This window comes from Streptomyces sp. NPDC096136, assembly GCF_044763325.1.
GTDB lineage: Bacteria > Actinomycetota > Actinomycetes > Streptomycetales > Streptomycetaceae > Streptomyces.
The window spans coordinates 73,795-95,969 of record NZ_JBIWFZ010000012.1; the positions used below are offsets into that span (position 1 = coordinate 73,795).

General features: G+C 74.8%; 13 protein-coding genes. 9 read left to right on the plus strand and 4 right to left on the minus strand.

The window, feature by feature from the left end; all coding sequences use genetic code 11:
- The first annotated feature begins 269 nt into the window (after positions 1-269).
- From ACIRBY_RS24080 to ACIRBY_RS24095, 4 genes are read left to right on the plus strand one after another with little or no spacing between them, the layout of a single operon-like run.
- The gene (locus tag ACIRBY_RS24080; RefSeq protein WP_403903689.1) at positions 270-1,844 is read left to right on the plus strand and encodes a TIGR02677 family protein; all 1,575 of its coding nucleotides are present in this window, start codon (positions 270-272) and stop codon (positions 1,842-1,844) included.
- On the plus strand, positions 1,841-3,091 hold the full coding sequence (locus ACIRBY_RS24085) for a TIGR02678 family protein (protein ID WP_403903692.1): 1,251 nt from the start codon (positions 1,841-1,843) through the stop codon (positions 3,089-3,091). The genes ACIRBY_RS24080 and ACIRBY_RS24085 overlap by 4 nt, the downstream gene beginning before the upstream one ends.
- Complete coding sequence (locus tag ACIRBY_RS24090) at positions 3,088-7,248, plus strand: TIGR02680 family protein (protein WP_403903694.1); 4,161 nt, start codon at positions 3,088-3,090, stop codon at positions 7,246-7,248. Before ACIRBY_RS24085 ends, ACIRBY_RS24090 begins: the two co-directional genes overlap by 4 nt.
- Positions 7,245-8,480, plus strand: coding sequence for a TIGR02679 family protein (locus ACIRBY_RS24095; RefSeq protein WP_403903697.1), 1,236 nt, complete (start codon positions 7,245-7,247; stop codon positions 8,478-8,480). The genes ACIRBY_RS24090 and ACIRBY_RS24095 overlap by 4 nt, the downstream gene beginning before the upstream one ends.
- A gap of 46 nt (positions 8,481-8,526) precedes the next feature.
- On the opposite strand, the gene ACIRBY_RS24100 is transcribed toward ACIRBY_RS24095, so the two are convergent.
- Positions 8,527-8,976 carry an Lrp/AsnC family transcriptional regulator gene (locus ACIRBY_RS24100; protein WP_358812219.1) on the minus strand — a complete coding sequence of 150 codons (450 nt, stop codon included), beginning with the start codon at positions 8,974-8,976 and terminating at the stop codon, positions 8,527-8,529.
- Between the two features lie 139 nt (positions 8,977-9,115).
- Here ACIRBY_RS24100 and ACIRBY_RS24105 point away from each other — a divergent pair, with 139 nt between their 5' ends.
- A complete protein-coding gene (locus ACIRBY_RS24105) occupies positions 9,116-10,117 on the plus strand; it encodes an asparaginase (protein ID WP_403903699.1) in 1,002 nt (333 codons plus the stop codon).
- A gap of 76 nt (positions 10,118-10,193) precedes the next feature.
- Positions 10,194-13,232 carry an NACHT domain-containing protein gene (locus ACIRBY_RS24110; protein WP_403903702.1) on the plus strand — a complete coding sequence of 1,013 codons (3,039 nt, stop codon included), beginning with the start codon at positions 10,194-10,196 and terminating at the stop codon, positions 13,230-13,232.
- Positions 13,233-13,256: 24 nt separating this feature from the next.
- On the opposite strand, the gene meaB is transcribed toward ACIRBY_RS24110, so the two are convergent.
- Genes meaB through ACIRBY_RS24125 form a run of 3 tightly spaced genes read right to left on the minus strand, consistent with a single transcriptional unit; the run spans position 13,257 to position 18,333 of the window.
- Positions 13,257-14,243, minus strand: a complete 987-nt coding sequence (gene meaB, locus ACIRBY_RS24115; RefSeq protein WP_403903704.1) for a methylmalonyl Co-A mutase-associated GTPase MeaB — start codon at positions 14,241-14,243, stop codon at positions 13,257-13,259.
- An 11-nt stretch (positions 14,244-14,254) separates the two neighbouring features.
- The gene (gene scpA / locus ACIRBY_RS24120) at positions 14,255-16,456 is read right to left on the minus strand and encodes a methylmalonyl-CoA mutase (protein ID WP_403903707.1); all 2,202 of its coding nucleotides are present in this window, start codon (positions 16,454-16,456) and stop codon (positions 14,255-14,257) included.
- Positions 16,457-16,461: 5 nt separating this feature from the next.
- Positions 16,462-18,333: a methylmalonyl-CoA mutase family protein gene (locus ACIRBY_RS24125; RefSeq protein ID WP_403903710.1), complete on the minus strand. Its 1,872-nt coding sequence runs from the start codon at positions 18,331-18,333 to the stop codon at positions 16,462-16,464.
- Positions 18,334-19,578: 1,245 nt separating this feature from the next.
- On the opposite strand from ACIRBY_RS24125, the gene ACIRBY_RS24130 reads away from it, so the two are divergent.
- The 3 genes from ACIRBY_RS24130 to ACIRBY_RS24140 are packed head-to-tail and all read left to right on the plus strand — an operon-like array spanning position 19,579 to position 22,175.
- Positions 19,579-20,532: a TauD/TfdA dioxygenase family protein gene (locus ACIRBY_RS24130; protein ID WP_403903712.1), complete on the plus strand. Its 954-nt coding sequence runs from the start codon at positions 19,579-19,581 to the stop codon at positions 20,530-20,532.
- 22 nt (positions 20,533-20,554) lie between these two features.
- Positions 20,555-21,109 carry an NADPH-dependent FMN reductase gene (ssuE, locus tag ACIRBY_RS24135; protein WP_403903715.1) on the plus strand — a complete coding sequence of 185 codons (555 nt, stop codon included), beginning with the start codon at positions 20,555-20,557 and terminating at the stop codon, positions 21,107-21,109.
- A gap of 22 nt (positions 21,110-21,131) precedes the next feature.
- A complete protein-coding gene (locus tag ACIRBY_RS24140; protein WP_403903718.1) occupies positions 21,132-22,175 on the plus strand; it encodes an ABC transporter substrate-binding protein in 1,044 nt (347 codons plus the stop codon).

Genomic DNA, 22,175 nt, shown 5'->3' on the forward strand with positions numbered 1-22,175 from the left:
GAGGCGACTCCGGCGGCAGGCATCGCGACGCGGACGAGCGCGACCGGGTCGTCGACGACGGTCACCACAGGGTCGTGGCGACCAGCCGTCCTGAGCGCCCCGGTGGTTCGGTCGTGCCGGCCCCCGTGGCGTTCCGGTGCGGGGGCCCGCGGGTTCTGGCCTGGGTGTGTGATGGCGGGTTCGGTTGGAGCCGGCCAGGAGCGATGTGAATCGGCCAAGTACGCACGTCCTTGCCGATCACGGGCGGCATTCCAGGAGGATGGCGGGCAATGGACATGATTTCTCCGCAGGCGGCGGGCCCGTCCGACGCGTACGGGCCCTTCGCGCACCTCACCGCTCCCAACATGCCGCTCTACCGGGCGGTGATGCGGGCCTTCCTCGTCGCCAAGGAGCGGTTCGCCGTGCACCTGCGGCCCGAGGAAGTGCACGCCGGGCTGGCCGGTGGCGTGCGGCCCGCAGAGCTGGAGGGGGTCGTCGGAGCGCTGGACAGGCTGGTCAAGTGGGGGAACCTGCGGGCCGATCCGGACACCGGGCGGGTCACCGCCGTCGAGGACTTCTACCGCAAGCGGTTCATCTACCAGCTCACGCGGGAGGGCGAGGCGGCGGAGGAAGCGCTGTCCGCGTACGACGAGGCGCTCGGGCGGCGGGGTGCGCTGCAGGCCGTCGCGCTGCACGACATCGTGACGCAGCTGCGCGCCCTGCTCGTGCTGGCGGGCGAGGAGGAGCCCGATCCGGCCAAGACCCATCTGGCGCTGGACGGGCTCGCGAGCCGTTTCGCCGCGCTCGCCGAGAACGCGCGCGCCTTCATGGGCTCCCTCCAGCGGACCATCGACCTCCACGACGTGGGGGAGGAGGTCTTCCTCGCCTACAAGGACCAGCTCATCCAGTACCTGGAGCGGTTCATCCAGGACCTGATCACCCTCGGCGGGCGCATCGCCCGGCTGATCCTGGAGCTGGAGGGTGACGACCGGATCCAGCCCCTGCTGCGGGCCGCCGCCGCCCGCGAAGCCGCCGACGCCACGCCGCAGGAAGCCGTGCACGCCGAGCAGGCCGCGTACGAGCGGTGGGCCGGCCGGTGGGCAGGGCTGGCGGCCTGGTTCCTCACCCGGGACGGCCGGGAGTCGCAGGCCCGGCTGCTGCGCGGCCGCGCGCTGGGCGCGATCCCGCAGCTGCTGGCCGTCGTACGGTCGCTGAACGAGCGCCGCGCCGGGCGCTCGGACCGCTCCGCGGACTTCCGCACCCTTGCGCGCTGGTTCGCCGAAGCGCCCGACGACGATGCCCGGCACCGGCTGTGGCGCACCGCGTTCGGCCTGTACCCGGCCCGGCACCTCACCGTGGACCCCGAGACGCTGGCCGCCCGCCACGCCCGCCCCGAGCCGGCGGGAACGCCATGGGCCGACGCCGCGCCGCTGCGGATCAGCCCGCAGCTGCGCCGCACGGGAAGCTACGAGCGGCGCGGCAAGCCGCGCAGGGTCGAGGACCGGCAGGAGGCACGCCGACTGCTCGCCGAGACGGCCGCCAAGCAGGCCGCGGAGACGGCCGCGGCCCGGGCCCGGCTCGTCACCCACGGGGTCACCAGGCTGTCCGGACTCGGCGAGCTGGACCCCCTCGGCTTCCGGCTCTTCCTCCAGCTCCTCGGCGACGCGCTGGCCACCTGGCGGCCCGGTACGACGCACACCGCGGCCACCAGCGCCGACGGCTCCATGGAGATCCGGCTCACGGCACCGGCCGACGGGTCGACGGCCGAGGTCCGCACACCGGACGGGATCTTCCGCGGGCCGGACCACAGCATCGAGATCGTCGACCTCACGGACGGCGAACGAAGAGGAGGGAGGGGCGAGTGACGACCACGCCGCTCGCCGAAGTACTCGACGGGCAGCACGCCGCCGAGCGGCGCAAGGCCGCCCGTGCCCTGCTGAAGCAGCCCCTGCTGCTCGCGCACGGCGCGTCCGCCGACGAGTTCCGCCTCGTACGGCGCCACGCCGCCGAGCTGCGCGAGTGGTTCGACCGCAACACCGGCTGGTCCCTCCAGGTCGACGCCGAGACCGCCCGGCTGGGCAAGATCCCCGCCGTGCTCGACGACGCCACGCATCCGGCGCGCGAGGTCACCCGGAGCGCCGTCCCCTTCAGCCGCCGCCGGTACGTCCTGCTCTGCCTCGCCCTCGCCGCCCTCGAACGCGGCGAGGCACAGATCGCGCTGGGCCGCCTCGCCGACCAGATCGTGCTGGACGCCAAGGACCCCCGACTGGCCGCCTCGGGCATCGAGTTCACCCTGGACCGCCGCGACGAGCGGCTCGACCTCGCCGCCGTCGTACGGCTCCTGCTCCACCTCGGCGTGCTGCGGCGCGTCGCCGGCGACGAGGACGCCTACGTCAGCGGAGCCGGCGACGTCCTGTACGACGTCGAACGGCGGGTGCTCGCCGGGCTTCTCGCCACCCGCCGGGGCCCCTCCACCGTGCGGGCCGAAACGCCGGAGGCCCGGCTCGCCGAGCTCGCCGCGGAAACCGCCCTCGACAGCGACGAACTGCGCTTCCGCGCCATGCGCCGCTCCCTGACCCGGCGGCTGCTCGACGACCCCGTCCTCTACTACGACGAGCTGACCGACGCCGAACTCGGCTACCTGACGCGCCAGCGGGGCTTCCTCACCGCCCGCATCAACGAACTGACCGGTCTGGTGGCCGAAGTGCGCGCCGAAGGCATCGCCATGGTCGACCCCGAGGACGACCTCACCGATGTCCGCATGCCCGAATCGGGGACCCGCGGCCACGTCACCCTCCTGCTCGCCGAGTACCTCACGGCGGCCGAGGGGCCGGTCGTCCCCCTGCCCGAGCTCGAGCGCCGCGTGGTCGAACTGGCCGCCGAACACGGCGGATTCTGGTCCAAGTCGGCCCGTGAGCCCGGGGCCGAGGGCGACTTGGCCGAACAGGCCGTCGCCCGGCTGGCCGCGCTCGGCCTGGTCGACCGCAGCGCCGACGGAGTCGTGCCGCGCCCCGCGCTCGCCCGCTACGCGGTCGGCGAGACCGTCGTGCTCGAACCCCGTACAGCCGGCACCGCGCAGGTGCCCGCCCAGCGAAAGGCGCACAGGCCGTGACCCCCCGTCCCGCTCTCCCCACCCCTGCGCGCCCCCGCTGGCAGCCGCTGCGCATCGGGCTCGTCGACCTCTTCCACTACGACGTGGAGGAGTTCCACTTCCGCGACGGCCGACTGCTGCTCCGGGGGAACAACGGCACCGGCAAGTCCAAGGTGCTGGCCCTGACCCTGCCCTTCCTCCTCGACGGGGACCTCGGCGCCCGCCGGGTGGAGCCGGACGGGGACCCCGGAAAGCGGATGGAGTGGAACCTCCTGCTCGGCGGTGAGCACCCGCACTCCGAACGCCTCGGCTACACCTGGGTGGAGTTCGGCCGCCGCGATGCGGTGAGCGGCGAGGAGCAGTTCTGCACGCTGCTGTGCGGGCTCAAGGCCGTCAGCGGGCGCGGCATCGCCCGGCACTGGTGGGCGGTGACCGGGCAGCGGATCGACCACGGCCCGGCCGACGCGCGCGCAGCCGGGAGCCTGAGCCTGCTCGACGCCACCGGCACGGCCTTGTCGCGGGACCGGCTCATCGAGGCGGTCGACGGACAGGGGATGGTCCACGACCAGGCCAAGGCCTACCGCCGGGCGGTCGACGAGGCGCTCTTCGGCCTCGGAGAGCAACGCTACGCGGCCCTCGTGGACCTGCTCATCCAGCTGCGCCAGCCCCAGCTGTCCAAGCGTCCCAGCGAGGCGGCCCTCTCCCGCGCCCTCACCGAAGCCCTACCGCCGATGGACCAGGCCGTCATCGCGGACGTGGCCGAGGCCTTCCGCTCCCTGGACGAGGAGAAGGAGGAGCTGCGCGCGGCCGGGGCCGCCCAGCGGGCGGCCTCCGTCTTCCTCGACCACTACCGGCGCTACGCCCGCGCGGCCTCCCGCCGTCGCGCCCGCCTCCCGCGCAGCGAACACTCGAAGTACGAGCAGCTGCTGCGCGACCTCGCCGAGGCACAGGCCGAGAAGACCGCGGCGGAGGGGGAGCGGGCGGCGGCGGAGGAGCACGTCGCCGCCCTCACCGAGACCCGGGCGAGGCTGGAGGCGGCCGACGCGGCCCTGCGCGAGGGTCCCGAGATGCGCAGCGCCCACGAACTGGAGCGGGCCGCGCAGGCGCTGGCGCGGGCGGAGGCGGACTGCGCCCGCGCGCGGGACGACGGGGAGGAGGCCTCGCTCCGGCACACCAAGGCGCTCGGCCGCCTCGCCGCCGCGGAGAACCGGCTCGGGGCCGCCCGGAAGCAGGCGGGGGACACGCTGGTCCGGGCCCGGGAGACGGCCGCGACGGCCCGGCTGGAGCTTCCCGGGGACGAAGGGCGGGCGGTCGCCGACCTGCGGGCGGCGGTGGCCGAGGCGACCGACCGCCGGCACCGCACCCTCACGCACGTGGAGGCGCTCGCCGACCGGGCCGAAGCGGTGACGTCCGGGCGCCGGGCCGCCGTACTGCGGCTCGACGAGGCGGAGGCCGAGCTGGCGCACGCCGCCGAGGCGCGGGACGCTGCCGAGGACACGGCACGGACCGCCGGACGGGCCCTGGTCGACGCCGTACGCGAGCACGCGGGCCGGTGCGGGGAGCTGGTGTACGCCGACCCCGCGGGTCTCCTGGACGAGCTCCAGGAGTGGACCCGGCACCAGGACGGCCCCTACCCCGCACGCCGCCGTGCCGCGCAAGCGCACAGCGCCACCGCGGCGGTCCTCGCCGACCAGGCGGCGGAATCGGCGCAGCTCCGGGCCGGCCTGGCCGCCCGCACCCGCGCCGCGGAGCAGGAACTCGCCGGGCTGGAGTCCGGGGGCCGGCGCGGGCCGCAGGCCCCGTACACCCGCGGCCCCGGCGTTCGGGACCGGGCGCCCGGTGCCCCTCTGTGGCGGCTCATCGACTTCCGGGACGAGGTCGCGGAACGCGACCGCGCCGGGCTGGAGGCGGCCCTGGAGGCGTCCGGGCTGCTGGACGCGTGGGTGCGCCCCGACGGCGCGGCCCTCGCCCCGGACGGCCATGACGTACTCCTCGCCCCGGACACCGGACCGGTCGCGGGGCCTTCGCTCGCCGACGTACTGCGGCCTGCCGTGGACCACGGCGACGCGCAGGCGGCGCAGGTCGGCGTGGAGTCGGTGGCCCGGCTGCTGGGGGCGATCGGCCTGGGCGGGGCTCCCGGGGGCGCGGGACCGGCCGGCGGTGCGCCGCACGCCGGCGCCGCGGGCACCGGGACCGCGGACGGCACCTGGATCGCACCGGACGGACGCCACCGCGTCGGCGCCCTCACCGGCCGTTGGGCCAAACCCGCCGCCGAGTACATCGGGGAGGGCGCACGGGAAGCCGCGAGGCGGACCCGGATCGCGGCCCTGCGGGCCGAGCTCTTCCTCCTCCGCCAGGAGTCGGCCGAAGCGGACGCGCAGCTGCAGGCCGTGGCGAGCCGCCGGCGGACGCTCGACGCCGAACTGGGGGCCGTTCCCGACGACGCGCCCCTGATCAGGGCGCACGCCGCGGCCGCGGCCGCCGCCGACGGCGTGCGCCGGGCCGGGGCGCGGCGCGAGGAGCGGGCCGCCGAGGCGGCGGCCGCCGCCGAGCGGGCCGAGGCGGCCACCGCCGAACTGGAGGAGACGGCGGCCGATCTGGGGCTGCCCGCGGACCGGCCCGCGCTGGCCGCCGTACGACGGGCCCTCGCCGGACTCGACGTCGTCCTGGCGGGGCTGTGGCCCGCGCTGCGTGAGCGGAGCGAGGCGTCCCGGCAGGCGGACGAGGAACGCGAGGAGGCGGTGCGGGCGGGGGAGCGGAGCGCCGAACTCGCCCTGCGCACGGAGGCGGCCGTCCGTGAGGCGGCCGCCGCCGACGAGCGGCTGGCCACGCTGCGCGCGACCGTCGGCGCCGCCGTCGCGGAGCTGGAGCGGCTGCTCGCCGAGGCCGCGGAGGCCCTGCGCGGCTGCGCCGCCGACGAGCGGCGCACCCGGGAACGGCACACGCGGGCGGACCGGCGGGCCAGCCGGGCCGAGGGCCGTATCGAACAGCTGGAGAAGGACGTGGCCGAAGCCGCCGCGGCGCGCTCCGAGGCCGTCGCCGCGCTCCAGCGCTTCACGGCCACGGGGCTGATCACGGTCGCGCTTCCCGATCTGGCCGTACCGGCCGCCGACGACGGCCCGTGGGCGCCCACCCCGGCCATCGCCCTGGCCCGCGTCCTCGAATCGGAGCTGTCCACGACGGACGACTCGGACGGTGCCTGGGAGCGGGTGCAGCGGCGCCTGAGCGAGGAGTTCAAAATCCTCCAGGACGCACTGTCGCGGCACGGCAACACCGCCTCGGCGCGCATGGTCGAGGACGGCATGATCGTCGACATCGTCTACCAGGGCCGTGAGCGCACCGTCCCCGCGCTCGCCGAGGCGCTCGCGGTCGAGGTCGGCGAGCTCACCCGCATCCTCTCCGCGCACGAGCGCGAGATCCTGGAGACCCACCTCATCACGGAGGTGGCCGGCACGCTCCAGGAGCTGATCGCGGCCGCCGAGCGGCAGGTGCTGGCCATGAACGCCGAGCTGGAGGAACGGCCCACCTCGACCGGGATGAGGCTGCGCCTGGTGTGGCGGCCCTCCCGCAAGGCCCCGGTCGGCCTCGCGCAGGCCCGCGGCCGACTGCTGCAGACCGCTGACGCCTGGACGCCCGAGGACCGGGCCGCGGTCGGCGAGTTCCTGCAGACGCAGATCGCCCGCCAGCAGACCGAGGACGCGGCCGGCAGCTGGCTGGAGCACCTCACCGCGGCCCTCGACTACCGCTCCTGGCACGAGTTCGCCGTCGAGCGCCAGCAGCACGGCCGCTGGGTACCCGCCACGGGACCGGCCTCCGGGGGCGAACGCGTCCTGGCCGTGTCCGTCCCCCTGTTCGCCGCCGCCTCCTCGCACTACGCGAGCGCGGGCAGCCCGTACGCGCCGCGCCTGGTGACCCTGGACGAGGCGTTCGCAGGGGTGGACGACGACTCGCGCGCCAAGTGCCTCGGGCTCCTGTACGCCTTCGACCTGGACGTGGTCATGACCAGCGAGCGGGAGTGGGCCTGCTATCCGCAGGTGCCGGGCATCGCCATCGCGCAGCTCGCCCGTGTGGACGAGGTGGCCGCGGTCCTGGTCACCCGCTGGGAGTGGGACGGCACGGCCCGCACGCGCCGAGAGGACCCGGTGCGGACGGCCGACCAGGAGCCCCTGTGGGCGTGAGCGGTTCCCCGGTGGACGAAGCGCGCCTGCGCCGCCTCCTCGGCGGCGCCGACCTGGCCTGGCTGGTGGAGCGGGTACGCCGGCGCCTGGAGCGCGGGCAGCCCCTCACCGGGGCGGTCTCGCTGGCGGCGCCGAGCCCGGCCGAACGGGCCGCGGCCGAGCGGCTGCTGGGCCGGGCACCGGGCGCCGGCAGGGCGCTGACGGTCCGGCTCGACGCCGTGGAGGCCGTGCTGGTCGGATCGGGCGTCAGCCCCGAAGGCCTGGAGGCGGCCGTGGCGGTGCTCACCGGGCCGGTCGCCGTGCTCCGCGAGGTCCGCCGGAGCGAGGAGGAGGCCTGGGAGGAGGCGTACGCGCCGCTGTTCCTGCTGGCCGAGGAGCTTCCGGCGTACGCCGCCTGGGCCGTACGCGTGCGTGAGGACGGCCTGGTGCGCCGGCTCGCGCGCACTCCCGCCGCCGCCCGTCCGCTGGTGGAGCAGACCGTCCGCGTACTGCGGGAGCTGCCCGTCGCACCGCCGCGGTCGCTGTCGGTGTTCGCCGCGGAGGTCCTGGGCAGCGCTCACGCACTCGACGACGGGACCCCGGGAGCCACCCTCGCGCTCTCCGGCGCCCGCGCTCTGACCGGCCGTCCCGACGGTGCGGGAGCGGCCTGGAGGCGAGCCGCTTGGGCTTCCGTCGGCCTGCTCCGGGACGACGTGTCCTCGACGGTGCTCACCCTCAACCTCCGCGGGACCCGGGCCCTGGACTGGATGACCGACGCGGGTGAGCCTTGTGTCCTCACGCTCCGTCAGCTCGCCCGTCGTCCGCTGCGGACGGCACCGCCCGTGGTCCACGTCTGCGAGAACCCGGCGGTCCTCTCGGCCGCCGCGGACCGCCACGGACCGGACGCCCGACCGCTGGTATGCGTCCAGGGCCAGCCGTCGGCCGCCGCCCTGGCCCTGCTCGCCTCCCTGCACGGGCTCGGTGCCGCCTTCCGCTACCACGGCGACTTCGACTGGGGCGGCCTGCGCATCGCCACGACGCTGTCGGGGCACGTGCCGTGGCGGCCCTGGCGCTACCGCGCCGACGACTACCGCGCGGCCGTGGCGGCCGCCGGATCCGACCTGCGCCCGCTGGACGGGAAACCGGCGCCGTCGCCGTGGGACCCCGACCTGGCGCTCGCCCTGGCCGAGCACGCCCTGCGCGTCGAGGAGGAGGCCGTGGTGGACGCGCTGCTGGCGGACCTCGCGGGGTGAAGCCGCCGGGGCGGGCCGCCGCCGGGGGCCGCCGCGGCGGCGGGCCTCAGACCGGCAGGCCCGTCGGTTCCTTGATGCGCTTCATGATGATCTGGGAGTTGACCTCCGTGACCCCCGAGAGGGCCGTCAGGCGCTCGATCCACAGGCGTTCGTACGCGCGGAGGTCGTTGACGGCGATGCGCAGCAGGCAGCCGGGGCTGCCGAAGAGGCGGTAGGCCTCGATCACGTCGGGGATGTCCTGGAGAGCCGCCTCGAAGGCCTCGACCGCCTCGCGGTCGCGGCGGACCTCCACCGACACCAGGACCTCGAAGCCGCGGCCGACCGCCTCGGGGTCGATCACCGCGCGGTAGCCCTGGATCACCCCGTCCTGCTCCAGTTGCCGCACCCGTCGCATGCAGGGGGAGGGGGTCAGTCCGACCCGCTGGGCCAGTTCCTGGTTGCTGAGCCGGCCGTCGCGCTGGAGCTCGCGCAAGATTTCACGATCAATGGCATCCATCGCGCAATCATCCCCCAAGGTTTGTCACGGGATGCTTACAACACGCAATCGCATTGCGCGTAGATCTCACTATCATTGCTCCTTCTAGGAACTTTGTGCGAACCCCGCTCCGGGGTCCAGACGTCAGGGAAGGGTGGCCATGGGGCGCATCGTCGTCATCAGCACCGGCGGGACGATAGCCAGCCGGTGGACGGGCTCGGGCTTCGCCGCCGAGGCGGACGGCCGCGAGGTCATGGCCACCGCGCCACTGCCCGAGGGCATCACCGTCGAGGTCGTCGACCTGTTCAGCGTGAACAGCCCCCGCCTCACCACGGCCCACCAGCTCACCCTGCTGCGCACCGTCCACGAGGTCCTCGACGACCCCGCCGTCGACGGCATCGTCGTCACCCACGGCACGGACACCCTGGAGGAGTCCGCCTTCCTGGTCGACCTGCACCACCACGACGCCCGCAGCGTCGTCTTCACCGGCTCGCAGCTGCCCATGGGCTCCACCGAGGGCGACGGCCCCGGCAACCTCTACGACGCCCTGCTCACCGCCGCGACCACGCGCGGGCTCGGCGTCCTGATCTCCTTCGCCGGCCGCGTGCACGCCGCCCGCGGCACCATGAAGACCCAGGCCGTGGCCCTGGACGCGTTCGCGGACCCCTCCCGCGAGCTCCTCGGCAAGGTCGGCTTCGGCAAGGTCACCGTCCTGCGCCGGCCCCAGCGCCCGCAGGCCCTGGCCCTGCCCGCGATGCCGGAGCTCCCGCCGCGCGTGGACATGGTGATGCACCACGCCGACGGCGACCCGGTGCTCCTGAACGCCGCCGTCGCGGCCGGCGCCCGGGGCGTCGTCCTCGTCGGCACCGGCGCGGGCAACGCCACCCCGGAGATCGTCGAGGCGGTCCGGGAGGCCGTGGCCCGCGGTGTGCTCGTCGCCCTGACCACCCGCGTCCCGGCCGGCCCGGTCACCGAGATCTACACGCACGGCGGCGCGGTCGACCTGGTCGCCGCCGGCGCCGTCCCCACCGGCACCCTGCGCGCCGGCCAGGCCCGCATCGCGGTCCTCTCCGCGCTGCTGTCCTCCGAGAACCCGGTCGAACAGGCCCGCGTCCTGCGCGCGTCCCTGTCCGAGGAGGACCCGGTCCTCGTCGACGCCTAGCCGTTCCGGCCCGCCCGCGTCCCGGGCGCCATAGGATTCCCCCGCAACGATCACGACGTCGCGGGGGGACGCGTAGATGGAGCCCGGGATCATCGGCAGCCGCCTGGCCTCGGCGGCCATCGGCCCGCTCGTCAGGAAGCTCTTCGTCACGGAGGGCCCCGGCGCGGGCCTCGTCGACAAGCCGATCAGGATCTCCGGATACGTTTCCTTCCGCGGCGAGAAGCGCTCCCTGACAGAGTCCGACCTGCGCTCCCTGGCGGGGAAGCTGGTCCGCCAGGCCCTGCGTACGGGCGAACGCCCCGTCGCCGCCGACGAGCAGCAGGCGGTGGCCGACGCCCTCGCCGCCACCCTGCACGCGCTGGGCGACCTGACGATGTCCGACGTCGACGCCGTCCGCCTCGGCGCCCCGGCCTTCGCCCGTGCGCTGCGCGGTGCGGCCGACCGCCCCGAGCGCGAACTGACCGCGGACGGCACGTACTTCTACGAGCGGCTGCTCGAAGCCGCCTGCCTGCACATCCTGCACTTCTTCACCCAGCGCTCGACCTTCGTCGCCCACGCCCTGGTGGAACAGACCAGGAGGATCGCGGAGCTGACGTCCAAGGTGGACGAACTGATCCGCCGCGACCCGCTCCCGGGCGCCGAGGACGCCGCGTTCGAGGCGGAGTACCTGCCGTACGTCGCCCGCAAGCACGCGAAGCTGACGATCTACGGCATCGACCTCGGCAGCTCGCCGGCGCGGTGGCCGCTGGACGCGGCGTACCTGAGCCTGGAGGCGACCGGGCTGCCGCGCATGACGCAGGTCCCGGCCCGGGAGCTCGACCCCGACGCCCCGTACGACTTCCCCTCGGGCGTGTTCCTGATGGAGGGGCCCCCGGTCGACGCCGACAGGGCCGAACGGATCCTCAAGGCCCTCGCCCAGGCCCGTACGGCGCACCCCGCCGACCAGGCACTGGCCGGCAGCCGGCGCGTCCTGCTGCGCGGCGAGGCCGGATCCGGCAAGACCACCCTGGTGCAGTGGCTGGCCGTCTCCGCCGCCCGGCAGGACCTGCCGCCGCAGATGGCGTACCTGGAGGACCGCGTCCCCTTCGTCCTGCCCCTGCGCACCCTGACCCGCCACGGCGAACGGCTCCCCGCACCCCGGGACCTCCTCACCGCCGCCGGCTGCCCGCTCGGCGGGAGCCAGCCCGACGGCTGGGCGCACCGGGTGCTCTCGGCGGGGCGGGGCCTGGTCCTCGTGGACGGCATCGACGAGGTCCCCGACGCCGAGCGCGCGCGGACGCGCTCCTGGCTGCGCGACCTGATGGACCTCTACGACGGCGACAACCGCTGGCTCGTCACCTCCCGCCCCTCCGCCGTCGGCGTGGACTGGCTGGCCGAGGAGGGCTTCACCGAGCTGACGCTGTCCGCGATGGGGCCGGCCGAGACCGCCACCTTCATCCGGCGCTGGCACGCCGCCGCCCGCCGGGGCGCGGACGAGGACGAGGAGCTGGAGGCGTACGAGGCCCAGCTGCTGACGGCCGTACGGCTCAAGCCCGATCTCGGGCGGCTCGCCACCAACCCCCTGATGTGCGGCCTGATCTGCGCCCTCCACCGCGACCGGCGCGGCTACCTCCCGCAGGGCCGCAAGGACCTCTACGAGGCCGCGCTCTCCATGCTGCTGAGCCGCCGCGACCGCGAGCGCGACATGCGCCTGCCGGACCTGCGCGAGGAGCCGCAGCTCGACCTGCTCCAGCGGCTGGCGTACTGGCTGATCAAGAACGGCCGTACGGAGATGGACCGTTCGCGGGCCGAGGACATCATCGCCCGGGCCCTCCCCGCCGTCCCCGAGGCGGCGGCCCTGGGCGGGGCGCCGGCGGTCTTCGAGCACTTCCTCCAGCGCAGCGGCCTGCTCCGCGAACCGGCCCCCGGCACGGTGGACTTCGTCCACCGCACCTTCCAGGACTTCCTCGGCGCCCGCGCGGCCGTGGAGGACGGCGACTTCGGACTGCTCACCGCCCGCGCCGGCGACGACCAGTGGGAGGACGTCATCCGCATGGCGGTCGCCCTGGCCCGGCCGGCCGAGCGCGTGACGGTGTTCCGCGAGCTGCTGGCGCTGGGGGACCGGTCGTCCGATCCACGGGTGCGGGCGCGGGTCTACCTGCTCGCCGCGGCCTGCCTGGAGCACGCCACCACGCTCGCCCCCGAAACCCGCACGGCGGTGGAGCAGCGCACCGCCACCCTCATCCCGCCGGGCAGTGAGGACGAGGCCCGCGCCCTGGCGGAGGTCGGCCCGCTGGTCCTGGGCCTCCTCCCCGGCCCGGAGGGGCTCACGCCGTGGTTCGCGTACCACGTGGTGATCGCCGCCTCACACGTCACCTCGGAAGCCGCCGTCCCGTTCCTCGCGCGGTTCGTCGGGCACCCCTTCCTGCCGGTCCGCTCCCAGCTCGTCTGGGCCTGGTCGCGGTTCGACGGCGCCGGATACGCGGACGAGGTCATCGCGCACCTGGACCCCGCCGATCTGCGGTACACCGTGCGGTCCGACGGACAGCTCCGCGAACTGGAGCGCCTGGGGATCCGGCCGGACCGCCTGGACATCCGCAGCGGGGTGTCCCCGCAGGCCCTGGCGGCGTTCATCGGCCGGTACGACCCCGTGGACATCACGCTCACGGGGATCGCCGTGCCCGGCCCGGGCCTCCTGGCGGGGCAGCCGGCCCTGAGGCACCTCGACATCAGCCGCTGCCCGGACCTGACGGACCTCTCCGGGCTCGAGGACCTGCCCCTGACCTTTCTCTGCGTCTCCGCCGAGGCGTTGGATCGCCTGCCCGCGGACGCGGTCCTGCCGGAGGTGAGGAGACTGGATCTCGTCGGGGGCGGGGACGACGCCGTCCAGGCGGCCCTCCGACGGCTGCCGACGGCCTTCCCCGCCCTGGAGGAGTTCACCTCCATCGGCGACCTCGGCCCGGTCGGCGAGATCGACATCGCACCGCTGGCCGGACTGTCCGCACTCAGGGAGGTCTCCATCGCGGTGGGCCGTGACCGCCTCCGGGGCGTCGACCTGCTGCCACCGTCCGTGGAGCTGGAGTGCTCCACGGAGGACCCTGTGCCGAAGGCACGCCGAGGGCCCGCCACCGCATGACACGGCGGCGGGCCCGGTCGCCCCTCAACCCCCGGCGAACGCCGACAGGATCCGGTCCGCCGCCGAGGTCGCCGTGACGGTGCCCGCCCTGACGCCCGCTTCCAGGGTCGGGGCCAGCTCCCGTACCGACGGGTCCGACTTCAGGCGTTCCAGGAGCTCGTCGCGGACCATCGACCAGGTCCACTCCACCTGCTGCGCCGCCCGCTTCGCCGTCAGCCGGCCGCCGGCGTCCAGCAGGACCCGGTGCTGCTCCAGGCGGTTCCAGACCTCCTCCAGCCCCGTCGACTCCCGTGCGCTGCACGTCAGTACCGGCGGGGTCCACGCCGCGTCCGCCGGATGCATCAGGCGCAGCGCGCCCGACAGCTCCCGGGCGGCGGCCTTCGCGTCGCGTTCGTGCGGGCCGTCGGCCTTGTTCACCGCGAGGACGTCCGCCAGCTCCAGGACGCCCTTCTTGATGCCCTGGAGCTGGTCGCCCGTACGGGCCAGGGAGAGGAGGAGGAAGGAGTCCACCATGCCGGCGACCGTGGTCTCGGACTGGCCCACGCCGACCGTTTCGACGAGGACGACGTCGTAGCCCGCCGCCTCCATCACGATCATCGACTCCCGGGTGGCCTTCGCGACCCCGCCCAGCGTTCCCGCCGAGGGCGAGGGGCGCACGAAGGCCGCCGGGTCCACCGACAGGCGCTCCATCCTGGTCTTGTCGCCCAGGATGGAGCCGCCCGTCCGCGTGGACGAGGGGTCGACCGCGAGGACGGCCACCCGGTGCCCGAGGCCCGTCAGCATCGTGCCGAACGCGTCGATGAAGGTGGACTTGCCCACCCCCGGCACCCCGCTGATGCCGATCCGGCGTGCCTTCCCCGAGTGGGGCAGGAGCTCCGTCAGCAGCCGCTGGGCCAGGGCCCGGTGGTCGGCCCGGGTGGACTCGACGAGGGTGATGGCGCGCGCGATGTGCGCGCGCCTCCCGTCGAGCACGCCCTTCACGTACACGTCGATGTCGATCTTCGGGGGCATCCCGCCTCCGCCTACAGCTCGTGGCCCAGGTCCGCGGCGAGCCGCGTCACCAGGTCGTGGGCCGCGTCGGGGATGACCGTGCCGGGCGGGAAGACCGCCGCGGCGCCCATCTCCAGCAGCGTGGGGACGTCGGCCGGCGGGATGACGCCGCCCACCACGATCATGATGTCCTCACGGCCCTCTTCCGCCAGCTGCTCGCGCAGTGCCGGTACGAGGGTCAGGTGGCCGGCCGCCAGCGACGAGACGCCCACCACGTGGACGTCCGCCTCGACGGCCTGGCGGGCCACCTCCGCCGGGGTCTGGAACAGCGGGCCGACGTCCACGTCGAAGCCCAGGTCGGCGAAGGCCGTCGCGATCACCTTCTGGCCGCGGTCGTGGCCGTCCTGGCCCATCTTCGCGACCAGGATGCGCGGACGGCGGCCCTCCGCCTCCTCGAACCGGTCGACGAGCGCACGGGTGCGCTCCAGGGACGGGGACTCGCCTGCTTCGGTGCGGTACACACCCGAGATCGTACGGATCTGGCTCGCGTGCCGCCCGTACACCTTCTCCAGGGCGTCCGAGATCTCGCCGACCGTGGCCTTGGCCCGGGCCGCGTCCACCGCCAGGGCGAGCAGGTTGCCCTCCAGGCCCTGGCCGGCCCCGCGCTCGGCGGCGTTCGTCAGCGCCCGCAGCGCGTCCTGGGTGCGCGCCTCGTCGCGCTCCTCGCGCAGCCGCCGCAGCTTGGCGATCTGCTGCGCGCGCACCGAGGAGTTGTCGACCACGAGGACGTCGATCTGCTCGTCGTTCTCCACGCGGTACTTGTTGACGCCGATCACCGGCTGGCGGCCCGAGTCGATCCGCGCCTGGGTGCGGGCCGCGGCCTCCTCCACGCGCAGCTTCGGGATGCCCGCGTCGATGGCCTGCGCCATGCCGCCGGCCGCCTCGACCTCCTGGATGTGCTGCCAGGCCCGGCGTGCCAGGTCGTAGGTCAGCTTCTCCACGTACGCGCTGCCGCCCCACGGGTCGATCGACCGGCAGGTCCCCGACTCCTGCTGGAGCAGCAGCTGGGTGTTGCGGGCGATGCGCGCCGAGAAGTCCGTCGGCAGGGCCAGGGCCTCGTCGAGGGCGTTGGTGTGCAGCGACTGGGTGTGGCCCTGCGTCGCGGCCATCGCCTCGATGCAGGTCCGCGTCACGTTGTTGAACACGTCCTGCGCGGTCAGGGACCAGCCCGAGGTCTGCGAATGCGTGCGCAGCGACAGCGACTTGGTGTTCTTCGGGTCGAACTGCTTCACCAGCTTCGCCCACAGCAGGCGCGCCGCGCGCAGCTTCGCGACCTCCATGAAGAAGTTCATGCCGATCGCCCAGAAGAACGACAGGCGCGGCGCGAACGCGTCCACGTCCAGCCCGGCGCCCTGCCCGGCCCGCAGGTACTCCACGCCGTCGGCGAGGGTGTAGGCCAGCTCCAGGTCGGCCGTGGCCCCCGCCTCCTGGATGTGGTAGCCGGAGATCGAGATGGAGTTGTACCGCGGCATCTTCTGCGAGGTGAAGGAGAAGATGTCCGAGATGATCCGCATCGAGGGCTTCGGCGGATAGATGTAGGTGTTGCGGACCATGAACTCCTTGAGGATGTCGTTCTGGATGGTCCCGGCGAGCTTGTCGGGGGAGACGCCCTGCTCCTCCGCCGCCACGATGTACAGGGCGAGGACCGGCAGCACCGCGCCGTTCATCGTCATGGACACCGACATCTTGTCCAGCGGGATGCCGTCGAACAGCTGCCGCATGTCGTAGATCGAGTCGATCGCCACGCCCGCCATGCCGACGTCGCCCGTCACGCGCGGGTGGTCGCTGTCGTAGCCGCGGTGCGTGGGCAGGTCGAAGGCCACCGACAGGCCCTTCTGGCCGGCCGCGAGGTTGCGCCGGTAGAAGGCGTTGGACTCCTCGGCCGTGGAGAAGCCGGCGTACTGCCGGATCGTCCAGGGCTGGTTCACGTACATCGTCGGGTACGGGCCGCGCAGGTACGGGGCCACGCCCGGGTAGGTGCCCAGGAAGTCCAGGCCCTCCAGGTCCCGCCCGGTGTACAGCGGCTGGACGCCGATGCCCTCGGGGGTCTCCCACACCAGGTCGCCCGTGGCGGCCCCGGTGGACTCCTTCACCGCCGCGCGCCACTGGTCCTCGGTGGCGGCCGGAGCCGTCCCGCCGAGGGCGAGCCCGGAGAAGTCGGGGATGCTGCTCATGCCGCTCACTGGGCGACTCCCATCCGGTCGAGTACGGAGGACAGCACGGCGACCGCGTCGCAGCCGGCGAATACGTACTCGTCCACGGCGCCGGCCGAGGTGCCGGGCCTGCCCGCGAGGAACACCGTCGACGCGCCGGCCGCGCGCAGCGCCGCGGCCACCGCCCCGGCCTGCTCCTCGTACAGCGCGTCGCTGGAGCACAGCACCGCCACGCCGTCCGCGCCGCTCGCCGCGTACGCCGCGGCGGCGGTCGCCGCGTCCACCGACACCGGGTCGTGGACGGGCTCGATGCCGCCCGCCTGGAAGAGGTTCGAGGCGAAGGTGGCCCGGGCGGTGTGCGCGGCGGCCGGGCCGAGCGCGGCGAGGAACACCCTCGGGCGGGCGCCGGTCGACTCCAGGTGCGCGTCGCTGCGGGCGCGCAGCGCCTCGTACGCCTCGTCCCGGCGCACCCGGGGCAGGCCCCCGCCGGGGGCCGCGGGCGCGGCCTCGCGCACGACCGGCTTCTCCGACAGCAGCGGGAACTCGCTGACGCCGGTGATCGGTTCGCGGCGGGTGGCCAGCTTCTTCGAACGCGCGGCCCAGGTGGCGGCGAGGCGCTCCGCGACCAGACCGGAGCGGAGCGCGGCGGGCAGGCCGCCGGCCCGCTCGACGGTCTGGAAGAACTCCCAGGCGGCGTGCGCCAGTTCGTCGGTGAGCTGCTCCACGTAGTAGGAGCCGCCGGCCGGGTCGATCACCCGGGCCAGGTGCGACTCCTCCAGGAGGATGGTGGAGGTGTTGCGGGCGATGCGCCGGGCGAAGGCGTCCGGCAGGCCCAGTTCGCTGTCGAACGGGAGCACGGTGACGGAGTCCGCGCCGCCCACGCCGGCCGCCATGGAGGCGACGGTGGTCCGCAGCATGTTCACCCACGGGTCGCGGCGGGTCATCATCACCGGCGAGGTGACGGCGTGCTGCCGCTGGGCGCCGGCCTCCGGGACCCCGCAGGCCTCGGCGACCCGGGCCCACAGGCGGCGGGCGGCGCGCAGCTTGGCGATGGTGAGGAACTGGTCGGCGGTCGCCGCGTAGCGGAACTCCAGCTGCCCGAAGGCGGCTTCCGTGCCGAGTCCGCCCTCGGTGAGGGTGCGCAGGTACGCGACGCCGGCGGCCAGGGACAGCCCGAGCTCCTCGGCGGCCGAGCCGCCGGCCTCGTGGTACGGCAGGGCGTCCACGGCGAGGGCGCGCACGCCCGGCCAGGAGGCGGCCGCCTCGCGGGCCAGCTCTACCGCGGGGGCGGTGTCCAGGGCCTCGCCGGTACGGGCCTCGTGGCCCAGCGGGTCGATGCCGAGCGCGGCGCGGGCGGCCTCCGGGGCCACCCCGCGCTCCGCGTACAGGGCGAGCAACGCGCGGGCGGCTTCGGCGTATTCGGCGCCGGCGTCGAGGGCGACGGGGGCCAGGTCGAGGTAGACCCCGTCCAGGGCCCGGCCGAGTCCGGCGACGGGGACGCCGGCGCGGCCGACGGTCAGCCACAGGGAGGTGGTGCCGTTCTCCAGGTCGGCCAGCGCCGCCTCGTTGACGCGTACGGGGTCACTGCCCGCGATCCGCTGGCGCACGTCCCAGCCGGAGGTGCCGGTGCCGTCCGGGGTGCCGCCGCGGACGAAGGGCGCGAAGCCGGGGAACCCGGTGCTGCGGGCCTTCGCGTCCGCGCCCGAGGGCGCCGTGTACAGCGGGCGGGTGGTGAGCCCGTCCTCGAGCGTGGTGGACAGTGCTGCTTCCGCTGCCTCGCCGGAGACTTCCTTGCCCGACTTGCGCAGTACGCCTTCGACGAGGCGTTGCCACTGCTCATGTGTCGCGTCAGGAAACTCGGCGGCCAGGGAGAGCCCGTCGTCAGGCAGGACCGTCATGGCCCGAATGCTAGGGGTGGCTACTCGGCGGTTACCAGAACCACCGGATGTGATCTCCCCCTCTCAGATGAGCCCGTGCCCTGGTCGGGCGGTCACGGGGAGGGGGCGGCCGGGGCCGGGGCTTCTGCCCTGGCCGGGCGGGGTGGGGGCGGGGTGGGGTCTGCGGTCGTCGCCCCGCTGTCCGGCGCTGCTGGGCAGGACCGGCCTCGCCGGCGCGTGGGGCGCGGGAGTCTGGGGCCGGCCCCCAGGACGCGGTCCGCAGGCGGGCGACCTGCGATCCCGAAGCGGGCTGGGGCGGAGCTCCGGGGAACGGAGGAAGGGCGGGGAGGGGACCGGCCCGCGCAGCGCCCGACGGCGCCACGCGAAAGCCGCATGGCAGCCGCATTGCACCCCCATGAAATCCAGCCACGGCTTTTCGGCCGCCCGGCGCGGTAAATTCCCAGGTCAGCCCAGGTGCGCCGACCCCCCGCCAGGTCCCCGGGCGGGGCTTGACCCGGCCGAGCCCCGCTGACACGCTCCGAGCCATGACCGCGAACGAGCAGCACCTCGCCCCGCGGCTCCACACCCCCGGCCCGTGTACCGCGCCGGGCGCGTGTCCGGGCCGCTGTCCGGCCCCCGCCGGGGCCTGACCCCCGAACCCGCCACCCCGGCAGGGACCGCCCCGCAGGGCCGGCCCGCCGGGGGAGCGGCGCACCGCCCGACCCGGACCGAGGGCCCGGACCCCGCAGCTCGCCGGCGGCCGGGACCCGCCGGTTCCGGGCCCCCGCCCCGCCGGTTCCGGGCACCCCGCCCGCCCCGCCGGACCGGCACGGCGGCCGCCGCCCGGTGATCCCGGGGTCGGCCCGCCGCGGACCCGTCCACGGGACGGTCGAGTGCGCCCCCCGCCCACCTTTCCGCCGCCCGGTGGAGTCCCGCTCATGGACCCGCCTCCGGGTGGAGTCCCGCTGATGGCCCCGCCCCCTCGGGCGGAGCCCTCCTTCTACGGTCCCCGTCCCGGCAGAGCCCGCCCACCTTCCCGCCTCCGGGTGGAGTTCCGCTCATGGCGCCGCCCCTCCGGGTGGCGTTCCGCTCATGGCGCCGCCTCCGGGTGGCACCCCGCTCATGGTCCCGCCGCCCCCGGGCGGAGCCCTCCTTCTACGGTCCCCGTCCCGGCAGAGCCCGCCCGGGAGCCGTCCACGTACGCCGTTCCGCCCCGGCGGGGCCGTCTTCCCGCCCCGCCGTACCCACGCACACCCAGGAGCCCCCATGACCACCGCCACCTCCACCACCGTCACCCGCCTCGGCGGCCGCATCGGCGCCGAGATCGGCGGCGTACGCCTCGGCGGCGGGCTCGACGCCGCCACCGTCGCCGAGATCCGCGCCGCCCTCCTCGCCCACAAGGTCGTCTTCTTCCGCGGCCAGGAGCACCTGGACGAGGCCGGCCACGAGGCCTTCGCCCGGCTCCTCGGGACGCCCGTCGCCCACCCCACCGTCCCGTCCGCCGACGGCCGCTACGCCCTCGGCATCGACTCCCACCACGGCGCCCGCGCCAACCAGTGGCACACCGACGTCACCTTCGTCCCCGCCTACCCCGCCTTCTCCGTCCTCCGCGCCGTCACCGTCCCCCCGTACGGCGGCAACACCCTCTGGGCCAACACCGCCACCGCCTACGCCCACCTGCCCGCCCCGCTCCGCGCCCTCGCCGACGGCCTGCGAGCCGTCCACTCCAACGAGTACGACTACGCCGCCCTCAAGCCGGACGCCCTCCCCGAGGCCCTCGTCCAGTACCGCGAGGTGTTCACCTCCACCACCTTCCTGACCGAGCACCCCGTGGTCCGCGTCCACCCCGAGACCGGCGAACGCACCCTGCTCCTCGGCAACTTCGTCCAGCGCATCGCCGGGCTGACCGGGAGGGACTCGCGCGCCCTCGTCGACCTCTTCCAGGCGCACGTCGAAAGCCCCGAGAACACCGTCCGCTGGCAGTGGCGGGCCGGCGACGTCGCGATCTGGGACAACCGGGCCACCCAGCACTACGGCGTCGACGACTCCGACGACCACGAGCGCACCCTGCGCCGCGTCACCGTCGACGGCGAGGTCCCCGTGGGGCCCGACGGGCTGCCCTCCCGCCTGATCAGCCCCGAGACCGTCCCGGACCCCGCCTTCGGCATCGCCTCCGGAGCCTCGACCTCCACCCCTGTCTCCGCTTCCGCTTCCGCCTGACCCGGACACCCGAGGAGCCCCCGTGCCCAAGCTGCTCGCCCTCACCGGCAGCCCCTCCGCCCACTCCCGCACCGTCGTCGTCGCCGAGCACGCGCTGCGCCGCCTCGACCACGCCGGCTTCGAGACCTCCCACCTGGACGTACGCCTGCTCCCCGCCGCCGACCTCCTGTCGGCCCGCCGCGGTGAGCCGGAGGTCCGCCGCGCGCTGGAGGCCGTCGCCGAGGCCGACGGCCTGGTCATCGCGACCCCCGTCTACAAGGCCTCGTACACCGGGCTGCTCAAGGCCTTCCTGGACCTGCTCCCGCAGGACGGGCTGGCCGGAAAAACGATCCTGCCCCTGGCCACCGGCGGCAGCCTCGCCCACGTCCTGACCATCGACTACGCCCTGCGCCCGGTCCTCGCCGCCCTCGGGGCCCGGCACGTCACCGCCGGCCGCTTCGTCCTGGACTCCTCCGTCGAGCGCAGCGCGGGCCCGGACCGGCTGCGCCCCGAGGCGGAGCTGGACCTCTACCAGGCCGTCGACGAGTTCGCCGACGCCGTGCGCTCCGCGACGGCCGCCCTCGCCGCCACCCCGTAACCCGCACCGACAAGGACCCGTCATGCCCGCAGCACCCGTTACCCCGACCGCCCGCACCCGGCGCCAGTTCCTCACCCTGCTCGGCATCTCGGCGGCCGCGGTGGGCTGCGGCACCGCCACCGCCACCGGCGGGCCCGCCCGCCCGGGCGGCCAGGTCACCACGCTCAAGTACCAGGGCAGCGTCGGCGCGGTCACCCTGCCCGAACTGGCCGCCGACCTCGGCTTCCTCGGCGGCCTCACCCTGGAGTGGGTCGGCAACACCATCAGCGGCCCGCAGGACATCCAGTCCGCCGCCACCGGCCAGATCCACTTCGGCGGCGCCTTCAACGGGGCGATCGTCAAACTCGCCGCGGGCAAGGCCCCGATCAAGGCGGTCATCTCGTACTACGGAGTCGACCAGGACGCCTACAGCGGCTACTACGTCCTGGAGGACAGCCCGATCCGCTCCGCCCGCGACCTGCTCGGCAAGAAGGTCGGCATGAACACCCTGGGCGCGCACTCCCAGGCGGTCCTCGACATCTACCTTGGCCGCAACGGCATCGGCAAGGCCGATGCGGCCAAGGTCGAGGCCCTGGTCGTGCCGCCCGTCAACACCGAGCAGACGCTGCGCCAGAGACAGATCGACGTGGGCGTGCTGGGCGGGGTCCTGCGCGACAAGGCCGTGGCCGCCGGCGGCATCCGCCCGCTGTTCAGCGACTTCGACCTGCTCGGCAGGTTCAGCGCCGGCTCCTACGTGATGACGCAGCGTTTCATCAAGGAGAACCCGGACACCGTCCGCGCCTTCACCACCGGCGTCGCCAAGGCCATCGAGTGGTCCCGCACGACCCCGCGCGAGGAGGTCGTCGCCCGGATGGAGTCGATCATCAGGAAGCGCGGCCGCAACGAGGACACCGCGACGCTGAAGTACTGGCGCTCCTACGGGGTCGCCGAGACGGGCGGCCGCATCGAGGACAAGGAGTTCGCCCTCTGGCTGGACTGGCTCGCTCAGCGCGGCGAGATCAAGGCCGGACAGCTCAAGCCGTCCGACCTCTACACGAACGAGTTCAACGCGTACGGGAAGGGCTGA

What these genes read in the sequence shown, in the direction of transcription:
- ACIRBY_RS24125 (WP_403903710.1), bottom strand. Translation starts at nt 18,333, where the DNA reads ATGACGGTCCTGCCTGACGACGGGCTCTCCCTGGCCGCCGAGTTTCCT.
- meaB (WP_403903704.1), bottom strand. Translation starts at nt 14,243, where the DNA reads ATGCCCCCGAAGATCGACATCGACGTGTACGTGAAGGGCGTGCTCGAC.
- ACIRBY_RS24100 (WP_358812219.1), bottom strand. Translation starts at nt 8,976, where the DNA reads ATGGATGCCATTGATCGTGAAATCTTGCGCGAGCTCCAGCGCGACGGC.
- ACIRBY_RS24140 (WP_403903718.1), top strand. Translation starts at nt 21,132, where the DNA reads ATGCCCGCAGCACCCGTTACCCCGACCGCCCGCACCCGGCGCCAGTTC.
- scpA (WP_403903707.1), bottom strand. Translation starts at nt 16,456, where the DNA reads ATGAGCAGCATCCCCGACTTCTCCGGGCTCGCCCTCGGCGGGACGGCT.
- ACIRBY_RS24110 (WP_403903702.1), top strand. Translation starts at nt 10,194, where the DNA reads ATGGAGCCCGGGATCATCGGCAGCCGCCTGGCCTCGGCGGCCATCGGC.
- ACIRBY_RS24105 (WP_403903699.1), top strand. Translation starts at nt 9,116, where the DNA reads ATGGGGCGCATCGTCGTCATCAGCACCGGCGGGACGATAGCCAGCCGG.
- ACIRBY_RS24130 (WP_403903712.1), top strand. Translation starts at nt 19,579, where the DNA reads ATGACCACCGCCACCTCCACCACCGTCACCCGCCTCGGCGGCCGCATC.
- ACIRBY_RS24080 (WP_403903689.1), top strand. Translation starts at nt 270, where the DNA reads ATGGACATGATTTCTCCGCAGGCGGCGGGCCCGTCCGACGCGTACGGG.